The sequence below is a fragment of the Sinimarinibacterium arenosum genome, from assembly GCF_005047655.1.
In the GTDB taxonomy this organism is placed as follows: Bacteria; Pseudomonadota; Gammaproteobacteria; order Nevskiales; family Nevskiaceae; genus Solimonas.
Genome location: NZ_SUKF01000001.1, coordinates 318,576 through 334,329, shown reverse-complemented (window position 1 = coordinate 334,329; position 15,754 = coordinate 318,576). Strand labels below are relative to the sequence as shown.

The window sequence follows — 15,754 nt, the reverse complement described above, 5'->3', positions numbered from 1 at the left end:
TCAGGTTTTCTGATTCGCCGCCCGGGCCGCGACGCGAACCGGACGGCCGAACACGATGTCGTCCATCGCAACGATCAGCTCGCTCATCCAGGCTCCGCCATTCGGATCGTCAGCCAACCCAACCGCGATGTAACGGCGGCCGTCGCGCTCAACGATCGCGCTGTCGGCGTGATAGCTGCGCCACGAGCCGGACTTGCGGAAGATCTTCGAATCCGGATGGGTCTTCTCGAGACCGGCGACGAATTTGTGATGAATCTCCGGCGAACCCATGATTTCCTTCATCTGCCGGCTGGCTTCCGGCGAGACCAGACGCCCGGTTTCCAACAGATAGTAGAAGCGCGCCACCTGATATGCCGTGGCGCCATGCGAAATGTTATGCAGCGGATCGCGCTGGCTCGCACCACCGGCGCTGTACGGCTTGCCAACCCACAAACCACCTCCCAACGCGGGGTCATACAGCCGGTAGCGCGGCGATTGCAGCACCCCGGCCAGATACTGTGTGCCGACCTTCTGAAGCATGTCCGTCGCGGCAGCGTTGGACGACTTCCGGATCATCTGCTTGAGTTCGTCGATCGCCGCCGTATCGAGGGTCAGACCGCGTTCAGCCGCTTTCTGGAACGCACCCAGCAGGATCGCGATCTTCGGCAGACTTGCCGCATAAACCATTTTGTCGCCATTGACCTGTGCCATCCGTGGACGCTCTGGGTCAGTGATGTCGACCAGAGCAACGGCAAGCCGGCCGTTGCGCGCCGCGCGATCCAGCTGCAAGGCCTGCAGCGAACGCTCAAGCGCGGCCTGCATGTCCCCATTCAGGGCCGCCCGCAAAGCCGCGTAGGTCCCATGACCGGAGACCGATGCCGATGGTCGTGCAGTCGAGGTGCGGGTCAGATTGCCGTCGGCTGACATCACCGGCGTCGTCAACGCAGCCAAGCCGGCGCCCAGCATCACGCCACGCAGACTGCGGAAGGATTTCTTTGCCGCGGAACGCAGCTTTCGCTTCTTGCTCAATTCTCAGCCCTCTATGTTCAAGGGATCTGCGTCGAAGCGCCCGACGATCGCAGCACATCCAAAACCATTCACGCCGGTCTTTCGCCGACTGTGTCGTTTACCTGAAATGAAACCGACATTCCATATTCAAAATATAGCACCCGATTCCCGCCCTGCGCCGTAGCACCAGCCGAAGCAGCGTTCGTGCCATCTCAAAAGGATCGCAACCAACCCCCGCCTTTCAAATACGGCGAATGACAATGACCCCTATCCACCTAAGAGTCCTTCCGTGGTGCCAGAGTTCCGCAGATCGTATTGAGACACGTCGCCCGTCCGAACGCCCCTCACCACCGGTCCGGCCAGCCCTGACAGGGCAACCGTGACCGCGGCGGTGCCCCGAACATGCCACTCCCGCGGATAAACGGCAGAAGCGGGCGCGATGACCCGATAATTTGACGACTTGCGCAACGTTCCGGAACTGCACATGCTTTAGCCGTGAGCACGATCGAACATCACAGCGACGTCGAGCATCTTGCCGAAAGGACCAGCTTGAACGCTGCCGACTATTTCGACGCGCAGCTACATGCCGCCGTTGATCTGGCGCTAAAGCACTGGCCGCTGCTGCGGGAAATCGCCACACGTGACACAGCGTCCACGCCCCCTTCCCCACCGCCCCCTCCGCAATGAGCACGACCGAAGCCCGTCTGACACTCGGTATTCGGCGGCTTCCGATGGCCGTCGGGGCGATCCATCCCGGTCAGCTGTATGCGCTGGCGTGTGAAACCCCGGACCTCGCCTGCCCGCTGATCAGCGGCCTGATCGACGATGCGCGCGAACAACTTCAGCGCGTCACTGTCGTGCTTGGTGCCCGCTCACGCGCATGGCAGTCGGCGCTGGAACGCCGCGGCGCCGGTACGGCCAGCGAGCGTGAACGCCTGATCATCCTGGGGCACCAACCGCCGCCGCTACGTGATGGCGCGCGCAACAATACGATCCGTTTGATCGATGAACTCGATTTCTTCGGTGCGGCCGGCAGTGTCCTGATCCTCACCGACCCCGAAGATCTGCTGTCCAGCGATGACGCCGGATTGCGTCGGCAGCTGCGCTGGCTGCGCGACTGGGCGGCGGAAACCCTCACCGCCGTGGTGATGGTGTTCAACGACCTGGAAGCGCACAGCCGGATCGAACGGCTGCGCCAGGCCGGAGCCGGTTTCGTCGGGGTCGCCAATCTGGGTGAATACAGCGGAGATCTGGCCCTGCGCCTGGAGCTGTGGCATGGCATGCCATCGGCACATGACTATCTTCTGCGCGAAACACCGGATCACGCTTTTGAGCTGCGACCGGAACTGCCGGCAAGGCACTTCACTGAACCCGCGCAGCTGGAAGGGGCCAAGGACCGGGATCAGGTTTACATCACACGCGAAACCGCGCTGCAGGATCCACGCCCGCCGTCGGACTGGACCGTCGTCGATGAGCCCGAAGATCTGCTGAAGCGCGCCGACGCACTCGTGGCGTGCACCTGCTTTCTGGAAGCAGGCCCGCCGGAACGTTTTCGCAGCCTTGCTCTGCTGGTTTGCGCTTTGCGTCGTCAGGTGGGCTCGGGCGTCAAGATCGTGATTCGTGATCACACGCAACGGCTGCGCACCGTGCAGAAGCTGATCCTGCAACGCATGGGAGCCAATGTCGTGGTCAGCGCCACGTATGGGCCGACCCAGCTGGTGACGGTGTTCGAAGCCTTGCGTGATCAGCTGTTCCTGAAGCCCCTGCCCGACGACCCCGAAGCCGCGCTGGACGCGCTGGAGCCTCCTGCCTCGCTCGGCTTTCTGTCACTCGACGCCTTTGGCAAGCAGTGTCAGCAGAGCCTGAACAAAGCCGAGGCCAGCGGCATCGAATGCGCAATGGTGCGCTTGTTCCTGCTGCCGGATGTCCGCATGGACGAGGCAATCAGCCTATGCCGGACGCGCCGCGGCGGCGACGTTTTCACCGTCGACAATCGCAGCCTGTATGTATTCCTGTACGGCTGCTGGGAACACGACGTCGCGATGACACTGGCACGTCTGTTTGCACGTCCGATCGCCGAATTGTTCGTCGGCCACGTTCAGCACACCGATCCCTCGGCGATCCGCCGCGCATTGGCCGAACTGGAAGCGCGTGGCGCTCATCTGAACCTTCCGGACTTCACATCGGCAAGCAGCGTTGCGATGGCGCTGGATCTGAGTGAAGCGGATGAGCCGACCGCCGGAGATTCTGCAGCGCCCCAGCCAGTACGGAAAATCACAGCGGTATCGATGCCGCTACTGCCCGCGCAGAGCGAGGGCATGCCCGCATGACCGCCGCCATCACCCTCGCCCTGCTCTTGCTCAGCGCCTTGTTTGGCATCCTGGCCACCACGATTGCGCTGGCCCTGCTGCGCCCTGTGACCCTGCGTTTGCGCTGGCGCCGACTACGACGTGCCCTGGGCTTCGGCGCGCAGTGGCATCCGCAGCTGCTGCAGTCATTGCAGGCCAACCCGACCCGTACCGATCGCCCGGCTGGTCCGCGCGAAGTCGTCGTGGATCCTGAACCATGAAAGTCATCGCCATGGTGTCCTGCCTCGGTGGCAGCGGCCGAACCACCTTGACCGCGGCGCTGGCCAGCGCATTTGCACGGCGTGGACGGCCGGTGCTGGCGCTGGACCTCGATCCGGCAGACCTGTTGCCGACATACCTGGGCGCAACGGCGCCACACGACTCCGGCCTGCACGCCAGTCTGGTCGACACGTCAGGTGCAACCGCACTGAACGCCATACAGAATTCCGACGGCATCCGCATCCTCTCGGTCGGGAATACGGCTTTTCCATCGGCCCCGGCCATCTTGCGCGAACATCCTTCACGCCTGCGCGACATCCTGCGCCGACTCGGGCTGCAGGACGACACCGTAGTGCTCATCGACACGCCGCGTCAGCCCAGCGTCTATGCCGATCAGGCTCAGGCCGCCGCCGATCTGAGCGTGCAGCTCTGGCGCGCCGACGTGGCGTCCTATGCGCGGCTCGCAGCGACACTGCCGACACCCGATCGCACGCTGCATTTGATCAACCAGATGGATCCGACGCGACGCCTGCAATCCGATCTGCACGCGTTGCTGCGAGCGCGGTTGGGGTCACAGCTACTCGCGCCGATTCACCGCGATGAGGCGCTGTGCGAGTCCATCGCCGCGAATCAGAATCCCTTTGAATACGCGCCACGCAGCCGCGCGATAATGGACCTCGAGATGCTCGCCGAGCGTCTGTTGCAGGCACTGACGAGTACTGTCGTCCCGGCGCGTGTCGATGCCTGAAGCCGACGCCAAGACTTCGCGCGGCATGCTGTCACAACGCCTGGGGGTGAGCGATCCGCACCGGCTGTCCCAGTGGCTCTGGCGCCTGTTCGTCCTGCCTGCGGAGCAACGTCGGCCATTACCTCTGCTGCTGGAGCTGATCTGGCTACGTCTGCGCGTAGTCCTGATCCGCGAGCTCGGCGTGCGTAAACCAGACAGTCCTCGTGACTGGATCGCCGCATGTCTGCTGTTGCGCCCGGCAAGCCCGGATGCTCCCACCGAAGCCTGGCACGCACCACTGATTGAACTCCTGCAGCCGCTCTGGTTCGTACTGAAGTTGATGTGGTGGCCGATGCAGCGCCTGTCGGCACGACTCGACCGTGTCGACTACGGCCCGGCGGACCGCCGTCTCGAATCCTTCGCTCGACTGACCACCGAACGTTATCCGCTGATCGGCTACTTGATGGTCATCAGCGTCACGCTGCTACTGGCGGTGTGCGCAACAACACCGCTGTCGCCGGGCGCACAGTTCGCACTCCTGATTCTGATGTGGGGCACGACCTTGCTGTTGCGCCGGCTTCCGGGCAAGGTGCCGACGCTGATCATGGTCGGTTTTTCGCTGGTCGCGTCATCCCGTTACATCTGGTGGCGCCTGACCGAAACCCTGGATCTGCAGCCCGGCGCGGAAATGGTCATGGGCATCGGTCTGGTGCTGGCGGAGTGCTACACCTGGCTGGTCCTGATTCTGCGCTACGTGCAGGACGCGTGGGCCCTGAAGCGCCCGGTCGCACCGCTACCGCCGACGCCGCAGACCTGGCCCAGTGTCGACGTCTTTATCACCACCTACGACGAAGCGCTCAGCGTCATCAAGCCGACTGTACTGGCGGCACTCAGTCTCGACTGGCCCAAGGACAAGCTCAACGTCTGCATCCTCGACGACGGTCGCCGCGAGGAACTGCGTCGCTTCGCCGAAAGCGTGGGCGCGCAGTACATCATCCGCAGCAACAATTTTCACGCCAAGGCCGGCAATCTGAATCACGCCCTGAGCATGACGCGCGGTGATCTGGTGGCTGTATTCGACTGCGATCACATCCCGGTGCGCTCCTTCCTGCAGACCACCGTCGGCTGGTTCCTGCGCGACCCAAAATGCGCGCTGGTGCAGACGCCGCATCACTTCTTCTCGCCCGACCCGTTCGAGCGCAACCTCGGGACCTTTGGCCGCGTCCCCAACGAAAGCGCCTTGTTCTATGGCGTGATCCAGGACGGCAACGATCTCTGGAATGCGACGTTCTTCTGCGGGTCCTGCGCGGTCCTCAAACGCTCTGCGCTGGAACATATCGGCGGGTTTGCCGTCGAGACCCTGACCGAGGACGCGCACACGGCCCTACGGCTGCACCGGCACGGCTACACCAGTGCCTATGTCAGGCTGACCCAGGCCGCGGGTCTGGCCACCGAAACCCTGCCCAGCCACATCAAGCAGCGCATGCGCTGGGCACGCGGCATGGCGCAGATGTTCCGCATCGACAATCCGCTGTTCGGTCGTGGACTGACGTTGCTGCAACGCATCTGCTATGCGAATTCGATGATTCACTTCTTCAACGGACTGCCGCGGCTGGTGTTCCTCAGCGCACCGCTGGGCTATCTGTTCTTCGAATATCACATCATCAATGCCTGGGCCACGACCATTGCGGTCTACGTGCTTCCTCATCTGATTCAGGCGGAACTGGTGGGCTCGCGCATCCAGGGGCACTACCGTCATTCGTTCTGGGCCGAAGCCTACGAATCGGTGCTGGCGTGGTATATCGCGGTGCCCGCGATGATGGCACTGATCAATCCACGGGCTGGCCGCTTCAATATCACCGCCAAAGGCGGTTTGATCGAGCACGGTTATTTCGACTGGAAGATCTCGATCCCTTATATCGTGCTGACCGTTCTCAACAGCGCCGGATTCATCGTCGGCGTGGGTCGCCTGCTGTTCTGGAACACGCACGAGATCGGTACAGTGCTGATGAATTTGGCATGGACCGCATACAACATCCTGATGCTCGGCGCCGCGCTCGGCGTCGCTGCGGAATCACGTCAGGTGCGCGTCGCGCATCGCGTACCGCTGCGCATTCCGGCAACGCTGTATTTCGATGACGGCCGCGCCGTGGTCTGCACGACCAGTGACTACTCGACGCGGGGTCTCGGCATTTCCCTCGATGCGCCGCTGGCAGCCTCGATCGAGGCACCGGTCAAGATCGCGCTGTCGCGCGGCGACCGCGAATTTGTGTTCCAGACCACCATCACCTCGCTGACCGATACGCGCGCAGGCCTGCGATTCGAGCGCCTGAGCCTGGACGACGAACGTCACCTGATCGAATGCACCTTTGCCCGCGCCGACGCCTGGCTCGACGCCGGCGCCGACACCCCGCAGGACCGGCCGCTGGCCAGCCTCGGTGAAATCATCCGCTTTGGTGCGCTGGGATACGGCCATCTGCTCAGCAGCGCGTTCGCGTTGCTGAGCACGCGGCTTTATCGCCTGCGACGCCGCACCCCACTCACTGCGACCGCCTGAGCACCGAATACGCACATGGGCCTCTGGAGCTACTACTTCTTCGCCAAACTGTTCCTGTACTTCACCCGGTACATCGACTTTCACGTCTGGCTGAATCTCGGCTTTGCGGTGGCGCTGGTCGTGCCGCTGACTCGACGCAGCCTGCGCATCGCGCGGCAGATCATCGCGGTCCCGGCCGGCATCGCGTTGCTGTATCACGACGCGTGGATGCCACCTGCAGCGCAGGCCTTGTCGAAGTTGCCACTGCTGCTGAGTTTCGACGCGATGTATCTGCTCGAATTGCTCGGGCGTTTCGTCGACGTACGCACCCTGCTGATCCTGATCCTGATCTTTCTGATCTACACCTTGCTGAACCGCAAGCTGCGCATGTCCAGCTTTGCGATCCTGGGTATTCTGCTGGTGCCCCTGGTCACTCTGGTACAGACATCGGTGACCGCACTGACCACGCCCACGGCAGTGCCCGCGGCAACGACCACTACTACCACGCAGACGCTTCCCAGCACACCCGAGGCATTGGACGCCGCGCTGCAGAACTTTTACACCTCCGAGGCAAAACGCCGGGTGCAGTTTTCGCAAGTGCGGCAGGGCGATGCGCCCTTTGACATCGTGCTGCTGCACACCTGTTCGCTGGCCTGGGACGACATCGACTTCGTCGGCCTGCGTGAGCATCCGCTGCTGAAGCGCTTCAATGTGATGTTCAATCACTTCAACTCGGCAGCCAGCTACAGCGGTCCGGCCGCGATCCGGGTACTGCGTGCACCCTGCGGCCAGCAGAAACATTCCACGCTGTACAACGAAGCCGATGCCAGCTGCCTGTTGATGCGGCAACTGCAGCAGTCCGGCTTCTCGCCGGAATGGGAGATGAACCACGATGGCGCCTTCGGCGGTTTCGCCGATCAGGTCCGTGCCAACCTCGGAGTCGATGCCCAGTACCGCGAAGACCGCGATGCCGAAGTGATACAGCGTGCCTTCGACGGTTCGCCGGTCTATGACGACTATGACGTGCTGTCGCACTGGTGGACCCAGCGCGAACAATCGGCGGAGCCTCGCGTCGCGCTGTACTACAGCGGCGTCAGCCTGCATGACGGCAACCGCGCCATCGGCAATCGCCCCAGCTCGAACAAGGACTACTACAAGCAACGCCTGACGCGCTATCTCGACGATCTGGAGCGTTTCATCCAGCTGATTGAGCAGTCCCATCGGCGTGCCGTGGTGGTGCTGGTTCCGGAGCATGGCGCCGCCGTGCGCGGCGACCGCATGCAGATTTCCGGCCTGCGTGAAATTCCGACACCGGCCATCACCCATGTTCCGCTGGGGATTGCACTGATCGGCCCGGAATTCACCCCGGATCCGCAGCCCCTGACAGTCGACCAGCCCAGTAGTTTCCTGGCCCTGGCACAGCTGCTTTCCAACGTCATCGGCAACGATCCATTCTCGCCGTCACGCCCGCCACTGAGCGACTACGTTACTGCCCTGCCGCAAACGCAGTTTGTGTCGGAAAACGAGAACACCGTGATCATGCAGGTCGGCGATCGCTTCATGATGCGCACACCGGATGGCAGCTGGACGGAGTACGACTCGACGCAACGCTGAGGGCGACCACGCCCCTTCGGCTGACGCCGTGCGACTAGAAGTCGGAGTACAGTGCAGGCGCTCTCGGGGGCCGCTCGGGCTGACTGCGCGGCGTGAACTCCCGTCGCACATAGACACCGAAGGATTCCGGCTCGTAGTAATCGGAACGATCGATCTGTGCACGTGCACCCAGGAACCATTCCGGCGTCAGGCCATATTCAATCGCACCTTGCGCTGACAGGCCGACACCATCACCCCCACCGGCGCGATACACCGGCGCGCTGAAATTTCCCGGGGCATCAGGCTGCGCCTGCGCCGCAGCCTGCAACGCAGGGTCGGTCGGATACACCAGCGCCGCATCCTCGCGACTGGACGAGTAAGTCACAGCGCCCCGCAGGACGTAGCTGAGCTGATCCGCACGACCGCGCAAATCCAGCGGCAGCGAAACCGAGACATAGCGCTGCGGGCTGTAATACCCCCCATGCCCGAAACTGTAATAGCGCTGATTCTCGTCGTAGTGCCAGTAGTTCAGGGTCAGACCTGCTGACAGTTCCCAATCCGCCCCGCCGACAATACGGTGATCCGCAGCCAGCCGCGCGCCGGCATAACGATTGTCGAGAACGTTACGCCCCTGCAACCAGCGATACTCCAGACTGCCGCTGAAACTGTAGTCCGCCTCATAACGCCCGGCGCGCACACCGACGCCAGTAGAACGCACGCCACCCCAGGTTTCTCCGCTGACCGGATCGACGATGCCCGCATAGGACAGCAGACTGCTGGTCACCGGCCGGCGTGACACATCCAGCGCCAGATCGAGGCGGCCGACATCGAAGTACAGCTGCGCCCCTCCGACCACATCCTCGACTTCAAATCCCAGCGGAGTTGAACCAATGTCAATGCGCAGCCGATCGGACCGGTAACCGACGCCAACGGCAACACCGCGATCCTCAACCGCATAGCCCGCCGGGAACTGATTCACCGCACTGGGGCCCGCCGCGTAGACCGTGCCGAAGCCACCCGCCGCGTCATAGTCCGCGGGCAGTGTGCCGGCCGAAAGATCGACGCCATCGGCAAGCGCGAACCAGTGGCTGCGGGCGTTGATGGTGAAGCGGGCTTCGACCGGAACGATGACAGCGTTGAGCTTCGATACGCCATCGCTGCCGGGTTTGTGCATTGCATCGAAGCCGGCAGCGATCCAGCCCCGGTTCGCAGAGGCAATGCGTTCTGCCTGGCCGCGGTACTCCGCAGCACGAGTCGCACTGGCTTCGTCACCGCGCGCGACCAGCAGATCCGCGGACTGACGGAATGCGGAAACCGCCGCGTCCGAACGGCCGCGCGCACGTGCCAGTTCTGCGGACGCCGCGACAATTTCGGGATCATTCGGATACCGCTGCAACTGGGTATTGATGACCCGCTGCGCGCCGGCATAGTCGTCCAGACCATAGCGACGCCAGAACAGCAGCTGGCGATAACCGCGGTCGTCGTCGCCGAGTTGCGCCTCGATCTGATCGAGTTGTGCGATCGCCGCGGCACGCTGCCCGAGCTGCGCCAGCGCTCCGGCATAGTCGAAGCGCAGACCAATATCGTCCGGGGCGTCATCGAGCAGGCGCATGTACAGCGCCACGGCATCACGCGGCCGCCCACGCTCAACCAGCAGATCGGCCCGCAAGTGCTGCAGCGACGCAGACTGCGGCGTCTGCTGGAGCGCGGCTTCGACCCGGGCCAGCGCCTGCCGGGTCTGCCCGGCATCACGCAATTGTTCAATCGCCAGGCGCTCGGCCCGCTGCTGCAGCTGCGCATACTCCTGCGTCTGCTCCGGGGTCATCGCCGTACCGCTGCCCAGCGCTGCCAGCAGGGCTTCCAACGCCTCGCGCTCGGGTACCTCGGCATACAGACGACCCAGTGCCAACTGCAGGTCGACCCGATCTTTGGCCCCAACCCCCGATGCCCCGCTCAGCAGAGCATAGGCACGCTGCCGCTGTCCGGCCGCAACCCATGCACGCGCCACCACCAACAGCTGCTGAGGATTCCGTCGCGCCAGCGTCTGTGCGCGCATCAGCACCTGATCCGCCTGATCCTGGTGTTGCGCATCGCGCAATTCCACAGCCTGATCCAGCAGGGCCGGAATCTGCAGTTCCCCAAGCATGCGATTCATGCTGTCGGAGCGCTGAGCCGGAGGGATCGCCTGCAGCGCGTCCAAGGCCGCCTGATGATCATCAAGCAATGAGAGATACAAAGCCTGCGCATAGCGCGCGTCGGCCTTGTTCGCCGCCGCAATCACGCCGTCATTCATCAACGACCGGCCGCGCTCGGCCAGTCCCAGCCGCCGATACAGGCGTGCGAGGTCATAGCGCAACCACGCATCGCCCGGATTCAGCTGCAGCGCCGCTTCAAAGTCGCGCAAGGCTGCTCCGGTCTGGTCGTTATCGAGCGCACGCTGCGCACGTACCGCCAGCACCTTGGCGCGGATCTCCGGCGAATCGTCGGTGCCCGCAGTAACCAGCGCGTCGTACATGCGACCCTGGGCGGCAAGCAGGCCCACCAATCCGCTGCGCATCGCCGTACTGTCCGGCTCGATATCCAGTGCCTCGCGGTAGCGTACTTCGGCCACCGTCGGATCGAGCACACCCAATGCCTGCATCGCATCCCCGGCGGCATACAGGCGACCATCCCAGGCCAATAGCGCCAGCTCCAGCTGCAACTGGGCACGCGACCAGTCGCCCTGGCCTTCGGCAATCACGCCAAGGCGCCACCAGTGCAACCCCAGGGCCTGCTCACGCAGATGCTGAACGCGACGACGTCCATCGACATCACGCGGCAGGCTCTGCAAGCGCGCCAACGGCCATGCCTGCAGCGAATCGCCGACAACCACGTTCTCCCGGAGACGCGCTGCAGACGTCGGCACCGATCCCGGATCAAGCGCGCGCAAGCGCTGATCCAGTTCGCGATGTGCGCTGCCGATGCGCTGACGCAGTGCGGCATCGTCGATGCGGCCCAGGTCCGGCGCCGCGAGAAAGCGGCGATTGCGTTGCAACTGCCGCTGGCGCGCAAGCGCCTGCGCATCGTCCGGACGCGCTCCCGTCTGCGACGAAACCGCTGCACTCGGGCTTGGCTGGTTCGCCAGCGCAGTCGCCGCAGCGTCGGTCGTCACGTCCTGCTCACGACTCAGTGCTTTGAGCATCTCGACACCCTGCGCGCGCGTCTGCGGCTGACGCAGCAGATGCCGCGCCAGCGCCAGGCGATAGCGCGGGTTCTCCGGGTCCTGCCGCACCAGCGCTTCGAACCCGTCGCGCGCCACGGCCCAGGACGCATCATCCTTCGCGACCACCTGGAAATATTCGAGACCCAGATCAAACCCGGGTGGCCCCTCCGGGAACAGTTCGCGCAACAACATCATTGCCTGACCGAACTGCTGGATTTCCAACAGACGCCGTATCGAAGCCATGCGCATACGGTCCTGCGTCGCAACGCGATAGGCAATCTGCAACTGCTGGGTTTCGAATGTCTGCGGAAACTGCACCTGCATCTGCGCCAGCACGTCGGCCGCGTGCTTGAGCTGATCGGCGCGTACATCGAGCAACCCGATCCGCAACTGCGCCAAGGCGCTATCCGCCTGCGTCAAGCGCGCTTTCTGCAGGGTTTGCAGCGCAAGATCGTAACGCCCGCTGGTTTCCCACAGCCGCGCACTGCGCAGCAGCTCGGATACCGCGGCATCGGCCGCGGTCACGATCGCCGGCATCAGCGCAGCGCCATGAACGCCCAGGACCAGCAGCACCACCCCCAAGCGACGCCGACTCAGCATGGGCGACTCCATGCCGGCAGCAGATCGCCGGCAGCATCAAATTGATAATGCTGCCCTGCGCCCAGACCGAACAGGCTCAGCACCGCGTCGTAATAGCCGCTGAACTGCGGACCACGCTGCTGCTGGATCTGCCGCTGCAGTCGCGCCGCTGCATCAGCTTCCGCCGACGCTTTCAGAAACGGGACCAGTGCCGCGGAAAACCCAACCGGGCCATCGCCCGAAACGACCCCACTGGCGGTGTCGATCGACGCCGGCGGCAGTGCGCGCGTGCGCAGCAATACCGCCATCGGCGCGAAGTGCCGCAACAATGCGGCGCGATCCTGCGCCTTTACCGACATCAACCCCAGCCACAGATACACACGGATGGCGTCATAGCTGCCGACACCAGCGGTCGCTTCGTCGACAACAAAACCGTGATCGCCGCGGTAAGCAACCCAGTCCGGCGCAAAACCCCTGGGGGCACTGCCAACGAGCAACCGCAACGCACTGTCGTGTAATGCGCGCCAATCGTGCTCGGGCTGATGCCGCGCCAGCGCCGACAACAGCATCGGCGGCAGATAACTCGGATTCAGCCGCCACAGATCGTCCTGCGGCTGGAATCCGAACGGTGCGGGCAGCAAGGTCAGCCCGAGCTCCGGCAACGTCGCGGTTTCGCGCGCGAACACCCGGGCGCCGATCACCGCCGCCAGCGTGCGGTAGTACGGCTGCTGCCACAGGCGCCCGGCCTGATCCAGCGTATAGACCAGCCAGACATCGGCATCCGATGCCGAGTTGGCGTCGATCACACCCCAACTGCCGTCAGCACGACGACCCCAATGCCATGCCGGCAAGGCCTGGGTCAGATCGCCGTCCGCCAGATTGTTTTCAGTCCAGCGCAGCAACTGCTCGAACGTCGCGCGGTCGTTCGCCACCAGCGCAAAGAACAGGGCATACGCCTGCCCCTCGGACACGGTGCGCGCATCCGTGCGCGACGGATCGATCACGCGGCCATCCGCACTCAGGTATTGCAGCTTGAACCGCCGCCAGTCGGTCCACGCGCCGTCGCAACGCGGCGCCTGCGCGGATGGCGCCGCGCCGGCGTTGCCCAACAGCAACGACACTACGGCGATCATCACCGCCGCAACGCCGGACCGGCGGCGACGCCGGTCGCGATTCATTGCGGCAGGCGTCGCGCCGCGGATCGGCGCAGAGCCCCGTAGAGCCAGAAGGCGAACAGGATGCCGGCAAGCATGCCGAGCAGCACCACCGCCAGCGGCACCTGCGAGATATAGAACCACAGCCACATCCACCAGCTGAGTTCACCGACGTGATAAACCGGTTCGGACTCGAAGCTGACCACCTGGTCGCCACGGACCACGGCGGTATCACCCCGCACCATGCGCACACGACCGTCATCCTCAAGCACGTCGGCGATCACCGATTCGCCGCCGGGCTGCGTCGCCATCAGCGCAATCACCGTGCGCTTGCTCTTGAGTGGCGACTCAAACCCGACCAGCGCCGCCAGCGCGCCCTTGCTCGACAGCCGCACCGAAGCCTCCGGCGCCGGTCCGGCGTGCAGCCGCAGCGGGTCCATCGGCAGACCGGTCTTCGGATCAAGTACCGTCGCCTGCCGCTGGCCTTGATCGAACACCAGCTTCGGCGCGTGCTGCCACTTCGCCAGCAACTCCTCTTCACCCGATCCATTGACCATCAGCAGATCGCGATCCGCAACGCTGTCGACCTGTGTGCGATTGACCAGTGCGTAACGGATCGCCGGAACTCCGGTGATCCGCCCCAGGCGCCCGAGCATGAACAACATCGTCTCGATCTCGCCCGCCTGCGGCTGCGGCGAGATCAGCAGCGCGGTCTCGGCCAGATCGCCGTATTTGGCGAACGGGAATCCGGCATTGGCGAACAGCGCCAGATTAGGCATCGCCGTGTAATGCGCGAAGCCGGAGAAATCCAGCGTCGAATCCGGATCGATCGCACCGCGTGAAGGATCGTAGGCGGTATCGCGGCACCAGCCACGCTTCTGATATTCGATCAGGAACTGGAACTGCAGCTGGTTGCGCGAGCCGATCTGCAGCGATGGAATCACCAGCGACTTTTCGTCATGCGCCAGACCGTCGTCGAATAGCGGCACCAGCAGCTTGCCGACAACCTGATCATCGCTTTCGGCCGGATGCAGATGGAACGCCTTCAGCAGTTGATCATTGATTTTGACCATCAGCATCGAGTTGTCGCGTTCGACCGGCGGCGTGTAGCGATACTTGATATCCAGCGGCACGCCTTCGCGGTTCCAGGTCAGCAGATCCGGCGGTACCTGCAGATTGATCCGCACCGGCGCCGCAACGTAGCCGCTGGCCTGCAGTGCCTGCGGGTCCTGCACCAGCTCGCCCAGTTTCACGGGACGGTCGGTACGCACCCAGTTCGGCGTATCGAACAGTCCGCGGGCTGGGCCGTAGTCAATGTTTTCAACCGTGGCGGAGTGACCTGAAATCACGTACTGCCCCAGTACCAGAGCATCGGCAGCCAGCTTGAGCTGGGCGTCGTCACGGCCCTGGATCAGCAACAGCTTGACGCCGGGTTTTGCCGGATGCTCGATCACCGAAATCGTCGGCGCATCGACGGGCGGCACGGTTTTCAGATCCAGGCCCTGCGGGCGCTGCTCACCGGAGAGGAATACGACGGCGTTGCGCTCCGGCAGGGAGTCGATGCTGACCGGAAAACGTGCGCTGCGATAAGCCGCCAGCGCACCGAACCACGAGGCGACCACACCGGCGCTGCGCAGTGTTTCCTGTGACGCGCCCTGCGGCAGCACCACCGGCAGCTCAAGACGCCGGTTGTCACGCGCATCGAAGAACGGCGCCGGCAGCAGCGCCAGTTCATCGCCCAGCGCCAGCGGGCGCAGATTCAGTTCCAGCGTGCTCTGCTCGCTGATCGATGCCCACAGACTCGAATGCACCGGATCCTCGCATTCCCAGCTGTAGTGCCCGATCAGATCGAAACGCAGATTGTTGTAGTCAACGAACAGGCGTGGATCGAGCGTGATATCGCGCGTCACTTCATGCCCGGCCTCTTCCTTGGTCATCGGCAGCGCCGCGACCACCTGATTGTTCATCAGCACCCGCAGATGCGACAGCTCAGGAATCAAAGCCGGCGAATAGCTGTAGCGCAGATGCAAGGTTGCCGAGCTGACCACTTCATCGAGGCGCACGCCGAATGGCAGATTCATCACGCCCTCGACACCGCGCAGCTGCACCGGCCCGTACCAGCCCATGTCCTGAAAATCGAGCGTGCGCGACTGCAGCGGTGGCGGCACCGCCTCCGGCGTGAGCTCAGTATCGGCTGCCCACGCCGACAGCTGGATCAGTGCGGCAAGCAAACTTCCCCAAATGCGAGCGTGCCATTGGCGCATGATGGTTTCCCTTATGTCGACGTTCTACTGTGGCAGCTTACCGTCGCACTCAGAGACACGCCATGACCTGATGTCGATCAAACATCCCATCGCAGCCACATCATCCCACCGTCGGTCGGACGATACCCGGTCATCACACCCGCGC

The 15,754-nt window shown here is 63.8% G+C and carries 10 protein-coding genes; 6 read left to right on the top strand and 4 right to left on the bottom strand.

All coding sequences use genetic code 11. The annotated features are described in order from the left end of the window. Positions 1-1,008 (bottom strand): serine hydrolase, encoded by a 1,008-nt coding sequence (locus E4T66_RS01515; protein WP_248679349.1) that lies wholly within the window; start codon positions 1,006-1,008, stop codon positions 1-3. A 474-nt stretch (positions 1,009-1,482) separates the two neighbouring features. Between E4T66_RS01515 and E4T66_RS21510 the strand changes: the two genes are divergently transcribed. Genes E4T66_RS21510 through bcsG form a run of 6 tightly spaced genes read left to right on the top strand, consistent with a single transcriptional unit; the run spans position 1,483 to position 8,431 of the window. Then, entirely contained in the window at positions 1,483-1,674 is a 192-nt protein-coding gene (locus E4T66_RS21510) for a hypothetical protein (RefSeq protein WP_211242706.1), read from the top strand. Further along, positions 1,671-3,317 (top strand): BcsE family c-di-GMP-binding protein, encoded by a 1,647-nt coding sequence (locus E4T66_RS01510; protein ID WP_136847135.1) that lies wholly within the window; start codon positions 1,671-1,673, stop codon positions 3,315-3,317. Before E4T66_RS21510 ends, E4T66_RS01510 begins: the two co-directional genes overlap by 4 nt. Further along, complete coding sequence (locus E4T66_RS01505; protein WP_136847134.1) at positions 3,314-3,556, top strand: hypothetical protein; 243 nt, start codon at positions 3,314-3,316, stop codon at positions 3,554-3,556. The genes E4T66_RS01510 and E4T66_RS01505 overlap by 4 nt, the downstream gene beginning before the upstream one ends. Further along, positions 3,553-4,302 (top strand): cellulose biosynthesis protein BcsQ, encoded by a 750-nt coding sequence (gene bcsQ / locus E4T66_RS01500; RefSeq protein WP_136847133.1) that lies wholly within the window; start codon positions 3,553-3,555, stop codon positions 4,300-4,302. The genes E4T66_RS01505 and bcsQ overlap by 4 nt, the downstream gene beginning before the upstream one ends. Then, positions 4,295-6,838 (top strand): UDP-forming cellulose synthase catalytic subunit, encoded by a 2,544-nt coding sequence (bcsA, locus tag E4T66_RS01495; protein WP_136847132.1) that lies wholly within the window; start codon positions 4,295-4,297, stop codon positions 6,836-6,838. Before bcsQ ends, bcsA begins: the two co-directional genes overlap by 8 nt. 15 nt (positions 6,839-6,853) lie before the next feature. Beyond that, a complete protein-coding gene (gene bcsG, locus E4T66_RS01490; protein ID WP_136847131.1) occupies positions 6,854-8,431 on the top strand; it encodes a cellulose biosynthesis protein BcsG in 1,578 nt (525 codons plus the stop codon). Between the two features lie 34 nt (positions 8,432-8,465). Here bcsG and E4T66_RS01485 read toward each other — a convergent pair whose 3' ends face one another. From E4T66_RS01485 to bcsB, 3 genes are read right to left on the bottom strand one after another with little or no spacing between them, the layout of a single operon-like run. Then, on the bottom strand, positions 8,466-12,212 hold the full coding sequence (locus E4T66_RS01485) for a cellulose biosynthesis protein BcsC (protein ID WP_169577427.1): 3,747 nt from the start codon (positions 12,210-12,212) through the stop codon (positions 8,466-8,468). Beyond that, positions 12,206-13,369, bottom strand: coding sequence for a cellulose synthase complex periplasmic endoglucanase BcsZ (bcsZ, locus tag E4T66_RS01480; protein WP_211242705.1), 1,164 nt, complete (start codon positions 13,367-13,369; stop codon positions 12,206-12,208). The genes E4T66_RS01485 and bcsZ overlap by 7 nt, the downstream gene beginning before the upstream one ends. Beyond that, positions 13,366-15,609, bottom strand: coding sequence for a cellulose biosynthesis cyclic di-GMP-binding regulatory protein BcsB (gene bcsB / locus E4T66_RS01475; protein ID WP_136847129.1), 2,244 nt, complete (start codon positions 15,607-15,609; stop codon positions 13,366-13,368). The genes bcsZ and bcsB overlap by 4 nt, the downstream gene beginning before the upstream one ends. Positions 15,610-15,754: the final 145 nt, after the last annotated feature.